The organism is Brucella anthropi (assembly GCF_046630315.1).
Taxonomy (GTDB): Bacteria; Pseudomonadota; Alphaproteobacteria; order Rhizobiales; family Rhizobiaceae; genus Brucella; species Brucella anthropi_A.
On the sequence record NZ_LQBD01000004.1, the window covers coordinates 39,005 to 56,653 of the forward strand.

The following is a 17,649-nucleotide window of genomic DNA, read 5'->3' on the forward strand; positions in this document are numbered from 1 at the left end:
GCGGAAACGGGCCTAAAAATCCATATCGGGCGGGATCAGGAATAAGAGGATCGTCTTCCCAAGACGGACGGTCCGACAAAAGAAACGTTCCAAGACGGTAGGTTATGAAAGCAAAATTTGTTGTTGTTTGCGCCCTTGTCGGCGCGATGAGTTCGTTTGGCCTGAATTCAGCTATGAGCGCTCCTTCGACTGAACCGACAAACCTCGCAGCTCTCTTCAAGGCACGCCAGCAGAACAAAGCCGCCGAGGCACAAAAGTCCGCCACGGCGCCGAAAAAGGCATCGGTCGTCACCCGCCCCGCGGCACCGGCAACCAAGGGGTCCACTCGGGGTTCTGCTCAGGGTACTACTGGCAAGCATGCGCCGTCGAAAGACACGGCAGCCCGCAGCGCCAGGAATGGCGGTGCCTATTCCAGCCTCATCAACCGTTATGCATCGACCTATGGCGTGCCTTCCGCGCTTGCCCATGCGGTTGTGCGTCACGAAAGCAATTTCCAGCCGAATGTGCGCGGCAAGGCCGGTGAAATCGGCCTGATGCAGATCAAGCTCTCGACCGCGCGCGGCCTCGGCTATACGGGGTCCGCCAAGGGGCTTTACGAGCCTTCCACGAACATCCAGTTCGGCATGAAATATCTGGCCATGGCCCAGAAGCTCGGCGGCGGAAGCACCTGCGGCACGATCCTGAAATACAATGCCGGTCACGGTGCAAAGCGCATGAACCCGACTTCGGCAAAGTACTGCAACTCGGTCAAGGCCTATATGCGCGCGCTTTGATATGAATGTGGATTTACGTCGGCGGTCGCGTAGAGTACAGGCCGCCCGATGTGAACGGAGAGCCGACAGTGGAGATACTGTCGGCTTTTCTGTTTCAGGCGGACCAGATTTTTTCGGGAAGCCGGTTTCACTGTCGCGCTATCGTTGCTATATGCGCGCTGTCAGTCGGTCGGGCAGCCGCGCCTGTCATATGCCGAAAGGCGGCAGGTGAGGAAAGTCCGGGCTCCATGGAAACACGATGCCGGGTAACGCCCGGCGGGGGCGACCCCAGGGAAAGTGCCACAGAAAGCAGACCGCCCCGTCTTCCGTACCGTTCCACGGCGCAACGGCAGGGATGACGGGGTAAGGGTGAAAGGGTGGGGTAAGAGCCCACCGCGTTTGCAGCAATGCAGACGGCACGGTAAACCCCATCGGGAGCAAGACCGAATAGGGACGGCGCGTCGGCTCGCAAGGGTCGGCAATCGGTTTCCGGATCAGCCGTCCGGGTGGGTTGCACGAGGCGGGTGGCAACATCCGTCCCAGATGAATGGCTGCCACGTCGGGCGAAAGCCCGGCCATACAGAACCCGGCTTACAGACCGACTGACATTTTTCCTCAAAAACGTTCCGGCATTCGAACGCAAGAAACGGATGGTTGCGTTGCGGTTGGCACATTAATCGGGATCTCCACGAAATCATGGAGGTTCAAAATGTCCAGCTTGAAAGACAAGGTCGCAATCATCACCGGCGCGTCGTCGGGAATAGGACGGGCGGCTGCGCTGCTTTTTGCCAGGGAAGGTGCGGCGATTGTGCTGAATGCGCGCGGGCTTGCCGGTCTGGAACGGGTCGCGGAGGAAATCGCGGCGTCTGGCGGCAAGGCTTGTTGCGTTGCCGGCGATGTTTCGGACGCCGAGACCCATGCGGCGCTGGCTGCGGCGGCGCGGGATAAATTCGGCGGCCTCGATATCGCGCTCAACAATGCCGGTACGGTCGGTCCGATCGCGCCGCTTGCCGATATCGCGTCCGCTGATTGGGATATGGTGCTGGCGGGAAACCTGACTTCCGCCTTTCTGGGCGCCAGATCGCAAATCCCGTTGATGCTCGAACGGGGTGGCGGGTCGATTGTCTTCACATCGACATTTGTCGGCACGAGCGTCGGCATTCCCGGCATGTCGGTTTACGGAACCGCGAAGGCCGCTCTCATGGGGTTGGTCAAGGGCATCACCGCTGATTACGGCGCCCGCGGCATCCGGGCCAATGCGCTTTTGCCGGGCGGGGTCGATACGCCGATGGGCGGCGATCAGAAGCAGAAGGAATGGGCGGCGGGCCTCCATGCGCTGAAGCGGATCGCCCAGCCTGAGGAAATCGCGCAGGCGGCACTGTTCCTGGCGGGCCCGATGTCGAGTTTCGTCGCGGGATCGGCGCTTTATGCCGATGGCGGCAATGCCGCTGTGAAGTAAGGAAATGGGCGGTTTCGCAATGCAATACGAAACCGCCCTTCATAAAAGCCTTGGGAGGGGCTTTAAATTGGTGCGCCGGAGAGGAAGTCGTAGATGAGTTTCATGTTCAGCACGACGATGATCGCAGCGGTGATGGCGGCCAGCAGCGTCAACCAGCGCGGCGCGACCAGCGATCCCATCTTCTTTTTCTCCGCCGTGAACATGACAAGCGGAATGACGGCAAAGGGCAGTTGAAGGCTCAACACCACCTGCGACAGGATCAGGAGTTCGGTCGTTCCCTGCGAACCGTACATGATGGTTACGGCGGCGGCTGGAACAATGGCCACGAAACGGGTGATGGCACGGCGCAGCCACGGCTTGAGGCGAATATCGATAAACCCTTCCATGACGATTTGTCCGGCCATGGTCGCGGTGATGGTCGAGTTCAGGCCGCAGCACAGAAGCGCAATGGCGAAGAGTGCCGGCGCCAGCGCCGATCCTAGCAGCGGGTTCAAAAGGGCATGGGCCTTGTCGAGATCTTCCACGCCGGTATGGCCGGTGGCGTTGAAGCTTGCCGCCGCCAGGATCAGGATCGATGCATTGACCAGAAGCGCGAATGTGAGCGCAATGGTGGAATCCAGCGTCGCAAAGCGGATTGCCTCGCGCTTTTCTGCGGTCGTGTGACCATAATCACGGGTCTGGATGATGCCGGAATGCAGATAGAGATTATGCGGCATGACGGTCGCGCCGATAATGCCGAGCGCTATATAGAGCATGTCCGGGTTGCGAATGATCTCGGTTGTCGGCGCAAAGCCCCTGATAACCGCGCCCCATTGCGGCTGCGCCATCACGATCTGAATGAGGAAGCACAGTGCGATGACGCCCAGAAGCGTGATGATGAGCGCCTCGACGCGGCGGAAGCCCTTGTTCTGGAGATAAAGGACCAGAAGCACATCGGCGGCGGTGATGATGACGCCGATTTCAAGCGGAATGCCGAACAGCAGGTTGAGGCCGATTGCGGTACCGATGACTTCAGCCAGATCGGTGGCGCAGATTGCTAGCTCGGCCAGAAGCCAGAGCGGCCAGGCAAGAAAACGCGGATAGGCATCGCGGCAGGCCTGCGCCAGATCGCGACCGGTGGCGACGGCAAGGCGGGCACAGAGCGCTTGCAGGAGGACGGCCATGATATTGGAAAGTAGGACGACGGACAGCAGCGCGTAGCCGAAGCGGGAGCCGCCTGCCAGCGAGGTGGCCCAGTTGCCGGGGTCCATATAGCCGACGGCGACCAGATAGCCGGGCCCGAAGAACGATAATGCGCGACGGAACGTCGAACCGGAGCGGTTGACGCGGATGGAGCGGTGGACATCCGACATGGATGCTTCGCCGCGATCCCGCCGCCAGCCTTCAAAAGTCACTTCACCGGCGCCGGAGGGGCTTGCTCCATGGGGTGTCATAATCAATGCCTTGCGTCTTTATGCAGTTGCAAACCATTTGCATTAAATAAAGAGGTATGTTTCGGATGTCAACCGGGAAAAGCGGGGCAGTAAGGCAGTAGGGGAATAGGGTGCGACCAAGGTGTGGACAGGGCAAGCAAAATATTTGCCTTGACCGGAAATAAGCGGTTTTTTCCCTACTGCCCTACTGCCCTACTGCCCTACTGCCCTACTGCCCTACTGCCCTACCAAGGGCTAACGCTTCATTAAGCTTAATATCCGATAACGGATGAACGAATCCGTCCTGTCGCCGCGTTGACGGCAAATGGCCGGAATCCGCGAGCAGGACACGAGAGCATGTCTTCCCAAAGCGAGAGCCGGTTTTGGGGTAAAGACATGCATGAGAACAAACGATTAAAGCGGTTTTCGCTTTGGATGACGGGCTGCGTGCCCGGGAAAGGATCGGAATGATGGCAAGCCTCGGCGGAGACAATTCTCAAGCCGGTGGGGCTGAAGTCCGTCACGTTCCGGTGCTGATCGCCGAAGTGATCGACGCTCTGAAGCCTGGACCGGGCGCGGTGATTGTCGATGGGACATTCGGCGCCGGTGGATATACGCGCCGCATATTGGAAACGGGCGCCGACGTGATCGCGATTGACCGCGATCCGACCGCGATCGAAGCAGGCCGTGCGATGGAACAGCAGTTTACCGGCAGGCTCACCCTGGTCGAGTCCCGGTTTTCCGCGCTCGATGAAGCCGCCTCGAAGGTCAAGGGAGCAGGCAGCAAGGTGGATGGCGTTGTGCTCGATATTGGCGTGTCGTCGATGCAGATCGATGAAGCCGAGCGCGGCTTTTCCTTCCAGAAGGATGGTCCGCTCGATATGCGCATGTCGAAAAAGGGGCCAAGTGCTGCCGATGTCGTCAACCGTCTCAAGACCGGCGATCTTGCCCGTATCTTCAATTTTCTTGGCGAGGAGCGCCATGCAGGCCGCATCGCGCGCATGATCGACAAGCGCCGCGCCGCGCAGCCCTTCACGCGCACGCTCGATCTCGCCAATGCCATTGAAACGCTTGTGGGGCGCAATCCGAAGGATCGCATTCACCCCGCGACGCGCGTGTTCCAGGCGCTGCGCGTCTATGTGAATGATGAGCTGGGCGAACTGGCGCGGGCGCTGCTTGCCGCCGAACGCATCCTGAAGCCGGGCGGTCGGCTGGTCGTGGTGACGTTCCATTCGCTGGAAGACCGCATGGTGAAGCGCTATTTCGCGGACCGTGCGGGCGGCAGCGCCGGATCGCGGCATATGCCGGAAATGCATGTCCGCCTGCCGAGCTTCACGCCCGCGGTCAAGGGCGCTGTCGGCCCGACAGCCGAGGAAGAAGAACGAAACCCGCGCGCGCGCTCGGCAAAGCTGCGCGCAGGCATCAGGACGGAAAATCCGCCACTGGAAGACGATCTATCGCTTTTCGGACTGCCCAAACTGCCCGAGACGAACGAACTGGCCCGGAGTTGAACGAGTGCTGCGTACTTTCGACATCATCATGATAGCGGCGATGCTGGTGGCGGCGACCGTCACCTACACGATCAAATATGACGCGGAAAAGCAGATCGCGGTCATTGCGAAGCTCAAGCGGCAGATCGAGTCCGAGAAGGACACGATCACGCTTTTGCGCGCCGACTGGGCATTGATGACCCAGCCCGGCCGTTTGCAGAGCCTCGTCGGTGTCTATGAAAAGGAACTCAATCTCCAGCCGATCGAAGCCGAACAGCTTGTCATGGGTGTGGGCGAAATTCCGGAACGCCCCATCGACGATATTCAGAAGATCATCTCCGGCAGCGATGAACTGCTTGCAAGCGGCGTGCTCGAAAAGGATGAGATCACGACCGGCAGCGTCAAGAAGAGCGGGGCGAAGCACTGACCATGCGGCTCAGACCTTTCAGAAAAAAGAATATGCAGGCAGGTGACGGTGTTGAGCCGGTCGGCGATGAAAAGCTGGCCGGCAACATGGCTTTTGTCGGCTCGCGCAAGAAACATGGCAACCGCGCGCGCAACCGCCTGTGGATGGCCATTGCCTGTTTTGTCGGCATCTATGGCGTCATCGGCGGCAAGCTTGTCTATTTCGGCGTCATTGGCGGCGAAAACGAGGATAGTGCGGGGCCTGCCGTCCACCAGCTGGCGTCGCGCCCGGATATTCTCGACCGCAACGGCGAAATTCTCGCCACCGACATCAAGACCGCATCGCTCTATGCCGAGCCGCGCAAGATCGTCGATCCCGACGAAACCGTGGAAATGCTGGCGACGGTGCTGCCCGATCTCGATTGGGAGGCGACCTACAAGCGCCTGAAAAGCGGAGCCGGTTTCGTCTGGATCAAGCGCGGGCTGACGCCGAAGCAGCAGAGCCAGATCATGGCGCTCGGCGTGCCGGGCATCGGTTTTCGCACCGAAAAGCGCCGCTTCTATCCGGGCGGCCCGACCGCTTCGCACATTCTGGGCCTCGTCAATGTCGACAATCAGGGCATTGCGGGCATGGAGAAATATATCGACAGCCAGGGGCTGACCGATCTGCGCTCCGTCGGTCTTGCGACCGGGCAGTCGCTCGAGCCGGTGCGCCTTTCCATCGATATTCGCGTGCAGCACATCATGCGCGACGTGCTGGTCAAGGCCATGGAGCGCTATCGCGCAATCGCCGCCGGCGCGGTGGTGCTGAACGTCAAGACCGGCGAAGTCATCGCCATGTCGTCGGTGCCGGATTTCGATCCGAACAATCCGGTGCATGCGCTGGACAAGGATCGCCTCAACCGCATGTCGGCCGGCACCTATGAAATGGGCTCGACCATCAAGAGCTTCACGACCGCCATGGCGCTCGATTCCGGCAAGTTCACCTTGCAGTCGAAGCTCGATGCCTCGCGTCCGCTGGTGTTCGGCCGCCAGACGATCCGCGACTTCCACGGCAAGGGCCGCTGGCTCACGCTGCCGGAAGTCTTCATCTTCTCGTCCAATATCGGTTCGGGCCGTGAGGCGGATGCCGTCGGCATCGAGGGGCACCGCGCTTTCCTGAAGAAGATCGGCCTTCTCGACCGCATGCAGACGGAACTGCCGGAAGTGGCGCGCCCCGTCGAGCCGCGCGTGTGGAAGAAGGTTCATTCGATGACCATTTCCTTCGGTCATGGCATGATGACGACGCCGCTGCAAACGGCGGTGGGGGCGGCGGCGCTGATGAATGGCGGCAAGCTGATGGAGCCGACTTTCCTGATGCGCACGCAGGCCGAGGCCGACAAGGTGGCCAAGCAGGTTATTCATCCACAGGTTTCCGCGGATATGCGCTATCTCTATCGCCTCAATGCCACCGCCCAGGGCGGCTCCGGCAAGCGGGCGACGGTTCCGGGCTATCGCGTCGGCGGCAAGACCGGCACGGCGGAAAAGGTCGTGCATGGCCGCTACTCGAAAGATGTGCGCTTCAACGCGTTTCTGGCGTCATTTCCGATGGATGACCCGACCTATGTGGTGCTGACCATCATCGACGAACCCAAGCCGGAAGAAGGCAAGTTCAGCGCGACCGCCGGTCTCAATGCAGCGCCGATGGTTTCGGAGATCATCCGCCGATCTGCGTCCTTCCTCGGTGTGAAGCCCGATTTCCAACTCGAAGCCCAGCCGGCAATGGTTAGCAATTTGAGCGGCAGGCCTGATTTTCAACAGGAAGTGCCGCCAGCAATGGTTTCCAACGAATACGACTGATTCGCATAACGCAGCCCTTGCAGCGATACGTACAACTGATCTGGATTTGGTAGGACCATGAAACTGAAGGAAATCGCTCTCTTTAAGGAACTGGCCTCCGGCAATGCCGGCGAGGTGGAGATCGCCGGCGTCACGTCGGACTCCCGCAAGGTCGAACGCGGTTTTCTTTTCGCGGCGCTGAAGGGCGTGAAAGCGGATGGCGCGGCCTTTGCCGCCGACGCCGTCAAGCGCGGCGCAAGCGCCATTATCGCGGGCAAGGATACAGCCATCGCCGATGCGGGCGTGCCGGTCCTGCACGTGGACGATCCGCGCCATGCGCTCGCGATTGCCGCCGCTCAATTTTACGGCAGGCAGCCGGAAGTCATGGTTGCCGTGACCGGCACCAGCGGCAAGACGTCCGTTGCCTCCTTCACGCGCCAGATCTGGGCCTATGCCGGTTTCCCGGCGGCGAATATCGGCACGACCGGCGTGTTCTCGCCGACCCGCAGCGACTATAATTCGCTGACCACGCCCGATCCGGTGGAACTGCATCGCGTTCTGGCAGAGCTTGCCGATGAAGGCGTGACCCATGCGGCCATGGAAGCGTCGTCGCATGGTCTCGACCAGCGCCGCCTGGACGGCGTCAGGCTCGCTGCCGGGGCCTTCACCAATCTCGGCCGCGACCATATGGATTATCACGCGACCGTCGAGGAATATCTGGGCGCGAAGATGCGCCTCTTCAACACGCTTTTGCCGAAGGGCGCGCCAGCCATCATCTTCTCCGACGATCAATTCTCGGCACAGGCCATCGAAGCGGCGACCCTTGCCGGCTGCGACGTGAAGACGGTCGGGCGAAAAGGCAATTTCATCGCCCTCAAGCGCGTGGAGCATGAGCGTTTCCGCCAGCATGTCGAAGTGCGCATCGGTGACGAGATTTTTGAGATCGAACTGCCGCTCGCCGGTGATTTCCAGGTGGCGAATGCGCTGGTCGCGGCAGGGCTTGCCATGGTTACGGGCGTTCCGGCGGCGGCGGCCATGCGCGCTCTGGAACGTCTGAAGGGCGCGCCGGGGCGGCTTGATCTCATCGGCGCGACGGAAGATGGCGCGCCGGCCTATGTCGATTACGCCCATAAGCCGGAGGCGCTGGAAAATGTCCTGACTTCCGTGCGTCCGTTCACGACGGGCCGGGTGATCGTGGTTTTCGGCTGCGGCGGCGACCGCGACAAGGGCAAGCGCCCGATCATGGGCGAGATCGCCTCGCGTCTGGCCGATGTGGCAATCGTCACGGATGACAATCCGCGCTCGGAAGTTCCGGCCCAGATACGCTCTGAAATCATGGTTTCGGCACCGGGCGCAACCGAAATCGGCGATCGCCGCGAGGCGATCTTTACCGCCGTGTCGATGATGCAGCCGGGCGACACGCTGGTCGTTGCAGGCAAGGGGCACGAGGAGGGGCAGATCGTCGGCAACATCACCCTGCCATTCTCCGATCATGCCGAAGTTGCAGCCGCCCTTGCCGCCCGTCTTGAGGAGCGCTCGCAATGAGTGAATGGCTCTGGACATCCGACGATATGGTCGAAGCCATGGAAGGCAGGCCGTTCGGCAACCTTCCCGGCGGCGTAACCGGTATTTCCATCGACAGCCGCTCGCTGAAGCCCGGCGAGGCATTCTTCGCCATCAAGGGCGAACAGTTCGACGGGCACGATTTCGTAACCAGCGCCATGGCCGCCGGTGCGGGTCTTCTTGTGGTGGCGGAGCATCGCCTGCCCGCATTCGGCAATTCCAAGGTGCCGATGATCGTGGTCGAGGATGTGCTCGAGGCCCTGATCAAGCTCGGCATTGCCTCGCGCGCCCGCTCCAAGGCGCAGATCATTGCTGTGACGGGTTCCGTCGGCAAGACGACGACCAAGGAAGCCCTGCGCCATGTGCTTTCGGACGTGGGCAAGGTGCACGCTTCCGTGGCGTCGTTCAACAATCATTGGGGTGTGCCGCTGACGCTTGCGCGCATGCCGGCCGACACGGATTACGGCATCTTTGAAATCGGCATGAACCATCATGACGAAATTCGTCCGCTGGTGAAGATGGTGCGCCCGCATGTGGCGCTGATTACGCTGATTGCACCCGCACATCTTGGTCATTTCGCCAATCTGGAGGAAATCGCCGTCGCCAAGGCCGAGATTTTCGAAGGCATCGTGCCGGGCGGCTACGCGCTTCTCAACCGCGACGACAAGCGCTTCAGGCAGCTGGAGGAACTGGCCGCAAAGGCAGGCGTCGAGCACATTGCCACATTCGGCGAGAATGCCCGTTCCGATTATCGCCTGCGGGAAGTGAAGCTGCATCCCACCTGCTCGTGCATGACGGTGAAGATCGGCACGCATGAGGCTGCGGTCAAGGTCGGGATGCCGGGCCGCCATATCGTGCAGAACATGCTCGCCGTGCTGGGTGCGGCCGATCTGGTCGGGGCGGATATCGCCAAGGTGATGATGGCCATGGCGACGCTGTCCGCCGAGGGCGGCCGCGGCGCGCGCCACGTGCTTCAGCACCCGGAAGGCACCTTCACGCTGATCGACGAGAGCTATAACGCCAACCCGACCTCGATGCGCGCGGCCCTGTCGCTCTTGCATTCCACGACGCCGGAAGGCTCGCGCGGCCGTCGCATCGCGGTTCTGGGCGATATGCTGGAGCTTGGCCGCCAGTCGGGCAAACTCCACGCCGATCTGGCGCGTCCGATCGTGGATGCCGATGTGAATGCGCTTTTTATCGGTGGACCGGACATGTCGGCACTTAAAAATGCCTTGCCGGTTGAAATTCAGACCGAGTACAGGCAAAGCACCGACGAATTGTTGCCGCTGGTGATCAAGGCGGTCCGTCCGGGCGATGTCATCATGGTGAAATCGTCGAAGGGGATCGGCTTTTCCAGGATCGTCAAGGCGCTGATTGCCCAGTTTCCGCCGGTGGAACCCGCGGAATAAGCGGTATTTGAGGGATCTTTCTCCACGATGTTGATGTTTCTCACCTTCTTCGCCGAACATATGACACCGCTCAATGTGTTCCGCTACATTACTTTCCGCACTGGCGGCGCGATGATTACATCGGCGCTGATCGTGTTTCTGTTCGGCCCGTCGATCATCAATTCGCTCCGGGTGCGTCAGGGGAAAGGCCAGCCGATCCGCGCCGACGGTCCGCAGACCCATTTCAAGAAGGCCGGCACGCCGACCATGGGCGGGCTCATGATCATGACCGGCATTCTCGCCTCGTGCCTGCTCTGGGCCAATCTCTCAAGCGTCTATGTCTGGGTCGTGCTGATGGTCACGGTCGGTTTCGGCGCCATCGGCTTTTACGACGATTATCTGAAGGTGACGAAGCAGTCCGACAAGGGCTTTTCCGGCAAGGCGCGTCTGGGCATCGAATTCCTGATCGCCGCCGCCGCCGCTTTCATCATCATGCGGGCAGGGCAGGAGCCGTTCTCCTCCTCGCTGACCTTTCCATTCGCCAAGCAGTTCGTCATCAATCTGAGCTGGTTCTTCATTCCGTTTGCAGCCTTCGTCATGGTCGGCGCGGGCAATGCGGTGAACCTGACCGATGGTCTTGACGGTCTTGCAATCGTTCCGGTCATGGTGGCCGCGGCTTCCTTCGGGTTCATCGCCTATCTTTCCGGCAATGCGATCTTCGCCGATTATCTGCAAATCCATTTCGTGCCGGGCACGGGTGAGCTTGCGGTCGTCCTCGGCGCCGTCATCGGCGCGGGCCTTGGCTTCTTGTGGTTCAACGCACCGCCCGCCGCCATTTTCATGGGCGATACGGGTTCGCTGGCGCTGGGCGGCATGCTCGGCACCGTTGCGGTTGCGACAAAGCACGAAATCGTCCTCGCCATCATCGGCGGCCTGTTCGTCATGGAGGCCCTTTCCGTCATCATTCAGGTTGGTTCCTTCAAGCTGACGGGCAAGCGCGTCTTCCTGATGGCGCCCATCCACCACCATTTCGAAAAGAAGGGCTGGACCGAGAGCCAGGTCGTGATCCGGTTCTGGATCGTCGCGATCATCCTCGCGATGATCGGCCTCTCCACCTTGAAGCTCAGATAACAGGCAAACAGAATGATCCCGATCACCGCCCTCAAGGATAAGACAGTCGCCCTTTTCGGACTGGGCGGGTCGGGCATTGCCACCGCCAGGGCCATTCTTGCCGGCGGGGCGAAGATCATCGCCTGGGACGACAATCCCGACAGCGTTGCCCGTGCCCAGAGCGCGGGCATTGCCACAGGCGATCTCAGGCAGGCCGACTGGTCGCAGTTCGCCGCCTTCGTGCTGTCGCCCGGTGTTCCGCTGACCCATCCAAAGCCGCACTGGACAGTCGACCTGGCCCATGCTGCCGGGGTTGAAATCATCGGCGACGTGGAACTTTTCGTCCGCGAGCGCAATCATATCGCTCCCGATTGCCCGTTCATCGCCATTACCGGCACCAACGGCAAGTCGACGACCACCGCCCTGATCGCCCATATCATCAAGGCTTCCGGTCGCGACATGCAGCTTGGCGGCAATATCGGCACGGCAATCCTGACGCTGGAACCGCCGCGCGCCGACCGTTTCTATGTCGTGGAATGCTCGTCCTACCAGATTGATCTCGCGCCGTCGCTGAACCCGACGGCGGGCATCCTGCTCAATCTGACGCCGGATCATCTGGACCGTCACGGCTCGATGGAAAACTATGCCGCGATCAAGGAACGTCTGGTGGCGGCGAGCGATACGGCGATCATCGGCGTCGATGATCATTATTGCGAGGCCATTGCCGACAGGCTTTATCGCGACGGCGTGGATGTCGTGCGGATTTCCAAGGAAAAGCGGCTCGGCAAGGGCTATTTCGCCGATGGTGCCAAACTGTTCTGGTCGCAGGATGGCGAAATCGACGAAATCGCCTCGCTGGAGGGCATCGGTTCGCTGCGCGGCGCGCATAATGCGCAGAACGCGCTGGCGGCCATTGTCGCCTGTCTGTCCGTCGGTTTGAGCATCGAGGAAATCCATGCCGGGTTGAAGAGCTTTCCGGGCCTTGCCCACCGCATGGAACAGGTGGGACGCCGTGGAAAAGTGCTGTTCGTCAATGATTCCAAGGCGACCAATGCGGAGGCCACAGCGCCTGCATTGTCTTCCTTCCCGCAGAACATCTACTGGATTGCAGGCGGCGTGCCGAAAGCCGGCGGGATTGCCGCTCTGGCAGGGTTCTTCCCGCGGATTGCCAAGGCCTATCTGATCGGCGAGGCCGCGGCACAGTTTGCGGCAACGCTTGGCGATGCGGCGCCGTTCGAGATTTCCGACACGCTTGCGGTTGCCGTTGAACACGCGGCCCACGATGCCGGTAACGATGCCGCGCCCGAGCCGGTCGTGCTGCTGTCGCCAGCCTGCGCGAGCTTCGACCAGTTCCAGAATTTTGAAAAACGCGGCGATGCATTCCGCAGCGCCGTTCTGGCGCTTCCGGGCGCCGAAAGAATTGGAGGGGAAAGCTGATGGTAAGCCGTGTCGATCGCGGTCCTGTCGCCAACTGGTGGTGGACAATAGACCGCTTCTTCCTCGCTGCATGTCTGGCCCTGATGGGGCTTGGCATTCTGCTGTCATTCGCCGCAAGCCCGGCCGTGGCGTCGCGCATCGGGCTGGACAGTTTTCATTTCGTCGAGCGCCAGATTTTCTTCATGCTTCCGGCGGTTGCGGTCATGATCGGCGTGTCGTTTCTCTCGCCGCGCCAGATCCGGCGCTTTGCCTTGATCCTGCTTGGCATTTCGCTCGTGCTCATGGTTGCCGCGCTGTTTTTCGGCATCGAAGTGAAGGGCGCGCGCCGCTGGGTCAATCTGGCGGGCGTCTCCATCCAGCCGTCGGAATTCATGAAGCCCGTTTTCGTGGTGGTTTGCGCCTGGCTGTTCTCGGAGCGCGAACGCGGCGGCGAAATGCCCGGCAATTTTCTTGCCATGCTGCTGTTCGGCACGGTTGCGGCCCTGCTCGTTCTCCAGCCTGACCTTGGCCAGACAATGCTGACCACAGGCACATGGGGGGCCATGTTCTTCCTCGCCGGTCTGCCGATGTTCTGGATTCTGGTCCTGGGCGGGCTTGCGGTTTGCGGCGGCGTTTCGGCCTATTTCATGTTCGATCACGTGGCCGGACGCATCAACCGGTTCCTGACGGGCGAGGGCGACACGTTTCAGGTCGATGCCGGTCGCGAAGCGATCCTGCGCGGCGGCTGGTTCGGGCAGGGGCCGGGCGAAGGAACCGTCAAGCGGATCATTCCCGATAGCCACACCGACTTCATTTTCTCGGTCGCGGCGGAAGAATACGGCATCATCCTGTGCATGATCATCATGCTGCTGTTTGCCTTCATCGTCGTGCGCGGTCTTTCGATCGCGCTGCGCGAGCGCGATCCGTTCACCCGTCTGGCCGTTTCGGGGATCGTCATCCTGTTCGGCTTCCAGTCGATCATCAACATGGCGGTGAACCTGCATCTGATGCCCGCGAAAGGCATGACCCTGCCGTTCATCTCCTATGGCGGTTCCTCGCTCGTCGCCATCGCCATCACGATGGGTATTCTCCTTGCCTTGACACGCCGCCGTCCGGAAGCGCGCATGACCCACACGGTCAGCATGGGCACCGATGTGAACAGGCGCATTCCGGCTTTGTGAGGGCAATATGGGGAAAGGCGTAATCGTACTGGCCGCCGGTGGAACGGGCGGCCATCTGTTTCCGGCGGAAGCGCTGGCGCATGAATTGAAGGCGCGGGGCTGGGACGTCCATCTGGCAACCGATGCGCGCGCCCAGCGTTTCGCAGGCGCGTTTGCGGAAGACCATGTTCATGTCATCCGCTCGGCAACGATTGCAGGCCGCAATCCGATAGCGCTCCTGAAGACTTTCTGGTCGCTGTGGCAGGGCAATCTCGATTCCCGCAAACTGTTCCGCCGGCTGAAACCCAAGCTGGTTGCAGGCTTTGGCGGATATCCGACGCTGCCGCCGCTCTATGCGGCCAGCAACATGAACATTCCGACCATGGTGCATGAGCAGAATGCCGTCATGGGCCGCGCCAATAAAGGGCTGGCCGGTCGGGTGAAGGCCATTGCCGGGGGCTTCCTGCCCGAGACGGGCGGAGCCTATGCCGACAAGACGGTCACGACGGGCAATCCGGTGCGTCCGCCAGTTCTCGCCGCCGCCGGAACGCCCTACAAGCCGGCCAAGGCGGATGAACGTTTCCGCCTGCTGGTCTTTGGCGGCAGTCAGGGCGCGCAGTTCTTTTCAACCGCCATTCCCGCTGCGGTGGCCTTGCTGCCGGAAAAGGATCGGGCGCGGCTTTTGATTACGCAGCAGGCCCGCAAGGAAGACGAGGCCGCTGTTCGTGAGGCGTACAAGAAGCTCGGCATTCCCGCCGATGTCGCGCCGTTCTTCAACGATATGCCCGCGCGCATGGCGGATGCCCAGTTCGTGATTTCGCGCTCCGGTGCTTCCACCGTTTCCGAGATCACGGTGATCGGTCGCCCGGCCATGCTGGTGCCGTTTCCGCATGCGCTCGATCACGATCAGGCGGCGAATGCGGCAGCGCTTGCGGCTGTGGGCGGTGGTGAGGTTGTGCGCCAGTCGGAATTGTCGCCCGAACGCCTGGCGACGATACTCCAGGCCGCGATGAACGAGCCCGAACGTCTCGAAATACAAGCAAAAGCTGCAAAAAGCGTTGGTAAGCCCGATGCAGCGCGGTTGCTTGCCGATCTCGCAGAGGCTATTGCAGCGGGTAAATCTGTTCAGGAATTCAAAGAAGGAAACCGGCCATGAAAATGCCGCTGAATATCGGGCTTGTCCATTTCATCGGAATTGGCGGCATCGGCATGAGCGGTATTGCCGAAGTGCTGCATAATCTGGGCTATAAGGTGCAGGGCTCGGACCAGTCCGACAGCGCCAATGTGCAGCGCCTGCGCGAGAAGGGTATCGAGGTTTTTGTCGGCCACAAGGCTGAAAACATCGGCGATGCCGAAGTGGTCGTGGTTTCGACGGCAATCAGGAAGAACAATCCCGAGCTGGTTGCCGCGCGCGAAAAGCTGCTGCCTGTCGTGCGCCGCGCCGAAATGCTGGCCGAGCTGATGCGCTTCCGTCGCGCGGTCGCGATTGGCGGCACGCATGGCAAGACCACCACGACCTCGATGGTTGCCGCCTTGCTCGACGCCGGGCACCTTGATCCGACCGTCATCAATGGCGGCATCATCAACGCCTATGGCACCAATGCCCGCATGGGCGATGGTGACTGGATGGTGGTGGAAGCCGACGAAAGCGACGGCACATTCCTGAAGCTTCCCGCCGATATTGCCGTCGTCACCAATATCGACCCGGAGCATCTCGATCATTACGGCAATTTCGATGCCGTGCGCGCGGCTTTCCGCCAGTTCGTCGAGAATGTGCCTTTCTACGGTTTCGGCGTGATGTGCCTCGATCATCCGGAAGTGCAGGCTCTGGTGAGCCGCATCGAGGATCGCCGCATCATCACCTACGGTCAGAACCCGCAGGCCGAAGTGCGTTTCGTCAATCATCGCATGGAAGGGGCCGCGAGCCTGTTCGACGTGGTGATCCGCTCCCGCAAGGGCGAGACGATTGAGATCAACGATCTGCGCCTGCCGATGCCGGGCCAGCACAATGTGTCCAATGCGACGGCGGCAATCGCCGTTGCGCATGAACTGGGTATCTCTGCCGATGATATTCGTCGCGGCCTCGGCTCGTTCGGCGGTGTGAAGCGTCGCTTCACCCATACGGGCACGTGGAACGGCGTCGAGATATTCGACGATTACGGCCATCACCCGGTTGAAATCCGCGCCGTGCTGAAAGCCGCGCGTGAGGCCGCGAAGGGTCGCGTTGTCGCCATCGTGCAGCCGCACCGCTTCACGCGCCTGGCAAGCCTGTTCGACGAATTCGCGGCATGTTTCAACGATGCCGATACGGTCATCGTGGCGCCGGTCTATACGGCCGGCGAAGATCCGATCGAAGGCGTCAATTCCGAGGCGCTCGTATCGCGCATCAAGACGGCTGGCCATCGCGATGCGCGCTATGCAGGCGGGCCGGAAGCGCTGGCGCCATTGGTTGCCTCCATCGCGGAGCCCGGCGATTTTGTCGTGTGCCTCGGCGCGGGCAATATCACGCAATGGGCCTATGCATTGCCGAAGGAACTGGCCGAGCAGGGTAAGAAGTAAGATGGAAAGCGGCGAGACGCTTCTGAAGAAGCTTGACGGCAAACTGTCGGGCCTGCGTGGCCGGCTGACGCCCGATGCGGGCATGGACAAGATCACCTGGTTCCGCGCCGGCGGACCGGCACAGGTTCTGTTCCAGCCTGCCGACGAGGAAGACCTTGCCGCATTTCTGAAAGCCGTGCCGGAGGAGATACCGCTTCTCGTGGTCGGCATCGGCTCCAATCTTCTGGTGCGCGACGGCGGCGTGCCCGGCTTTGTGGTTCGGCTGTCGGCGAAAGGTTTTGGCGAGGTCGAGCAGGTTTCCCGGACGCAGTTGCGGGCTGGGGCGGCGACGCCTGACAAGCGCGTGGCTGCGGCAGCGCTCGAAGCGGGACTGGCGGGGTTCCATTTCTATCACGGCATTCCCGGCGGCATTGGTGGCGCCTTGCGCATGAATGCGGGCGCGAACGGTGTCGAAACGCGTGAGCGCGTGGTGGAAGTGCGCGCGCTTGATCGCAAGGGCGAGGTGCATGTGCTGTCCAATGCCGATATGGGCTATGCCTATCGCCATTCTGCGGCGTCGCCGGACCTGATCTTCACGTCGGTCCTGTTTGAGGGCGTGCCGGGCGATCGCGAGGAGATCCGCCGCGCGATGGACGAGGTGCAGCATCACCGCGAGACGGTGCAGCCGGTGCGCGAGAAGACGGGCGGATCGACCTTCAAGAACCCGGAAGGCACATCGGCCTGGAAGGAAATCGACAAGGCGGGCTGTCGCGGCTTGCGTGTCGGCGGTGCGCAGATGTCTGAAATGCACTGCAATTTCATGATCAATACCGGCACCGCAACCGGGCATGATCTGGAGACTTTGGGCGAAACGGTTCGCGCCAGGGTTTTCGAAAATTCGGGCATTCGCCTTCACTGGGAAATCAAACGTCTCGGTTTGTTCCGCGAGGGCGAGCCGGTTGAAGCATTTCTCGGCAAGTTCCGATAAAAAAGTTGCCCGGATTTTCTACCTGAAATTCCGGGCTTTTTTGCCTTCACAAGCGACACGTAAGGTTCGTCCCTTCCTATAGGGTCTTGTCACGGAATCAATCCTCTGATTCTTTAGGGTTAACCACACAGTGATTTGATTCGGCAGGAT

The 17,649-nt window shown here is 61.1% G+C and carries 14 protein-coding genes and 1 other RNA gene; 14 read left to right on the top strand and 1 reads right to left on the bottom strand.

The window, feature by feature from the left end; genetic code table 11:
- The first annotated feature begins 104 nt into the window (after positions 1 to 104).
- The 3 genes from AVM02_RS02695 (at position 105) to AVM02_RS02705 (ending at position 2,211) form a co-directional block, all read left to right on the top strand.
- Complete coding sequence (locus AVM02_RS02695; RefSeq protein WP_411505489.1) at positions 105 to 773, top strand: lytic transglycosylase domain-containing protein; 669 nt, start codon at positions 105 to 107, stop codon at positions 771 to 773.
- 161 nt (positions 774 to 934) lie between these two features.
- Positions 935 to 1,362: RNase P RNA component class A (rnpB, locus tag AVM02_RS02700), an RNA gene on the top strand.
- Between the two features lie 99 nt (positions 1,363 to 1,461).
- On the top strand, positions 1,462 to 2,211 hold the full coding sequence (locus tag AVM02_RS02705) for an SDR family oxidoreductase (protein ID WP_411505490.1): 750 nt from the start codon (positions 1,462 to 1,464) through the stop codon (positions 2,209 to 2,211).
- A 62-nt stretch (positions 2,212 to 2,273) separates the two neighbouring features.
- On the opposite strand, the gene AVM02_RS02710 is transcribed toward AVM02_RS02705, so the two are convergent.
- Positions 2,274 to 3,644 (bottom strand): Nramp family divalent metal transporter, encoded by a 1,371-nt coding sequence (locus tag AVM02_RS02710; protein WP_411505491.1) that lies wholly within the window; start codon positions 3,642 to 3,644, stop codon positions 2,274 to 2,276.
- 446 nt (positions 3,645 to 4,090) lie between these two features.
- On the opposite strand from AVM02_RS02710, the gene rsmH reads away from it, so the two are divergent.
- From rsmH to murB, 11 genes are read left to right on the top strand one after another with little or no spacing between them, the layout of a single operon-like run.
- Positions 4,091 to 5,134, top strand: coding sequence for a 16S rRNA (cytosine(1402)-N(4))-methyltransferase RsmH (rsmH, locus tag AVM02_RS02715; protein WP_411505492.1), 1,044 nt, complete (start codon positions 4,091 to 4,093; stop codon positions 5,132 to 5,134).
- 4 nt (positions 5,135 to 5,138) lie between these two features.
- Positions 5,139 to 5,540, top strand: coding sequence for a hypothetical protein (locus tag AVM02_RS02720; RefSeq protein ID WP_411505493.1), 402 nt, complete (start codon positions 5,139 to 5,141; stop codon positions 5,538 to 5,540).
- A gap of 2 nt (positions 5,541 to 5,542) precedes the next feature.
- Positions 5,543 to 7,357, top strand: a complete 1,815-nt coding sequence (locus AVM02_RS02725) for a peptidoglycan D,D-transpeptidase FtsI family protein (protein ID WP_411505494.1) — start codon at positions 5,543 to 5,545, stop codon at positions 7,355 to 7,357.
- Positions 7,358 to 7,414: 57 nt separating this feature from the next.
- Entirely contained in the window at positions 7,415 to 8,881 is a 1,467-nt protein-coding gene (locus AVM02_RS02730; protein ID WP_411505495.1) for a UDP-N-acetylmuramoyl-L-alanyl-D-glutamate--2,6-diaminopimelate ligase, read from the top strand.
- On the top strand, positions 8,878 to 10,308 hold the full coding sequence (locus tag AVM02_RS02735; RefSeq protein ID WP_411505496.1) for a UDP-N-acetylmuramoylalanyl-D-glutamyl-2,6-diaminopimelate--D-alanyl-D-alanine ligase: 1,431 nt from the start codon (positions 8,878 to 8,880) through the stop codon (positions 10,306 to 10,308). The genes AVM02_RS02730 and AVM02_RS02735 overlap by 4 nt, the downstream gene beginning before the upstream one ends.
- 27 nt (positions 10,309 to 10,335) lie before the next feature.
- Positions 10,336 to 11,418, top strand: a complete 1,083-nt coding sequence (gene mraY / locus AVM02_RS02740) for a phospho-N-acetylmuramoyl-pentapeptide-transferase (RefSeq protein WP_411505497.1) — start codon at positions 10,336 to 10,338, stop codon at positions 11,416 to 11,418.
- Between the two features lie 12 nt (positions 11,419 to 11,430).
- Positions 11,431 to 12,834, top strand: coding sequence for a UDP-N-acetylmuramoyl-L-alanine--D-glutamate ligase (murD, locus tag AVM02_RS02745; RefSeq protein WP_411505498.1), 1,404 nt, complete (start codon positions 11,431 to 11,433; stop codon positions 12,832 to 12,834).
- A complete protein-coding gene (gene ftsW, locus AVM02_RS02750; protein WP_411505499.1) occupies positions 12,834 to 13,994 on the top strand; it encodes a putative lipid II flippase FtsW in 1,161 nt (386 codons plus the stop codon). Before murD ends, ftsW begins: the two co-directional genes overlap by 1 nt.
- Positions 13,995 to 14,001: 7 nt before the next feature.
- Complete coding sequence (gene murG, locus AVM02_RS02755) at positions 14,002 to 15,129, top strand: undecaprenyldiphospho-muramoylpentapeptide beta-N-acetylglucosaminyltransferase (protein WP_411505500.1); 1,128 nt, start codon at positions 14,002 to 14,004, stop codon at positions 15,127 to 15,129.
- On the top strand, positions 15,126 to 16,532 hold the full coding sequence (murC, locus tag AVM02_RS02760) for a UDP-N-acetylmuramate--L-alanine ligase (RefSeq protein ID WP_411505501.1): 1,407 nt from the start codon (positions 15,126 to 15,128) through the stop codon (positions 16,530 to 16,532). Before murG ends, murC begins: the two co-directional genes overlap by 4 nt.
- Position 16,533: 1 nt before the next feature.
- A complete protein-coding gene (gene murB, locus AVM02_RS02765; RefSeq protein ID WP_411505502.1) occupies positions 16,534 to 17,499 on the top strand; it encodes a UDP-N-acetylmuramate dehydrogenase in 966 nt (321 codons plus the stop codon).
- Positions 17,500 to 17,649 lie beyond the last annotated feature (150 nt).

Bases quoted from the DNA above. Each gene is read 5' to 3' on its own strand.
- AVM02_RS02695 (WP_411505489.1), top strand. From the start codon at position 105: ATGAAAGCAAAATTTGTTGTTGTTTGCGCCCTTGTCGGCGCGATGAGT.
- AVM02_RS02705 (WP_411505490.1), top strand. From the start codon at position 1,462: ATGTCCAGCTTGAAAGACAAGGTCGCAATCATCACCGGCGCGTCGTCG.
- mraY (WP_411505497.1), top strand. From the start codon at position 10,336: ATGTTGATGTTTCTCACCTTCTTCGCCGAACATATGACACCGCTCAAT.
- AVM02_RS02730 (WP_411505495.1), top strand. From the start codon at position 7,415: ATGAAACTGAAGGAAATCGCTCTCTTTAAGGAACTGGCCTCCGGCAAT.
- AVM02_RS02710 (WP_411505491.1), bottom strand. From the start codon at position 3,644: ATGACACCCCATGGAGCAAGCCCCTCCGGCGCCGGTGAAGTGACTTTT.
- rsmH (WP_411505492.1), top strand. From the start codon at position 4,091: ATGATGGCAAGCCTCGGCGGAGACAATTCTCAAGCCGGTGGGGCTGAA.
- AVM02_RS02735 (WP_411505496.1), top strand. From the start codon at position 8,878: ATGAGTGAATGGCTCTGGACATCCGACGATATGGTCGAAGCCATGGAA.
- murB (WP_411505502.1), top strand. From the start codon at position 16,534: ATGGAAAGCGGCGAGACGCTTCTGAAGAAGCTTGACGGCAAACTGTCG.
- murG (WP_411505500.1), top strand. From the start codon at position 14,002: ATGGGGAAAGGCGTAATCGTACTGGCCGCCGGTGGAACGGGCGGCCAT.
- ftsW (WP_411505499.1), top strand. From the start codon at position 12,834: ATGGTAAGCCGTGTCGATCGCGGTCCTGTCGCCAACTGGTGGTGGACA.
- AVM02_RS02725 (WP_411505494.1), top strand. From the start codon at position 5,543: ATGCGGCTCAGACCTTTCAGAAAAAAGAATATGCAGGCAGGTGACGGT.
- murD (WP_411505498.1), top strand. From the start codon at position 11,431: ATGATCCCGATCACCGCCCTCAAGGATAAGACAGTCGCCCTTTTCGGA.
- murC (WP_411505501.1), top strand. From the start codon at position 15,126: ATGAAAATGCCGCTGAATATCGGGCTTGTCCATTTCATCGGAATTGGC.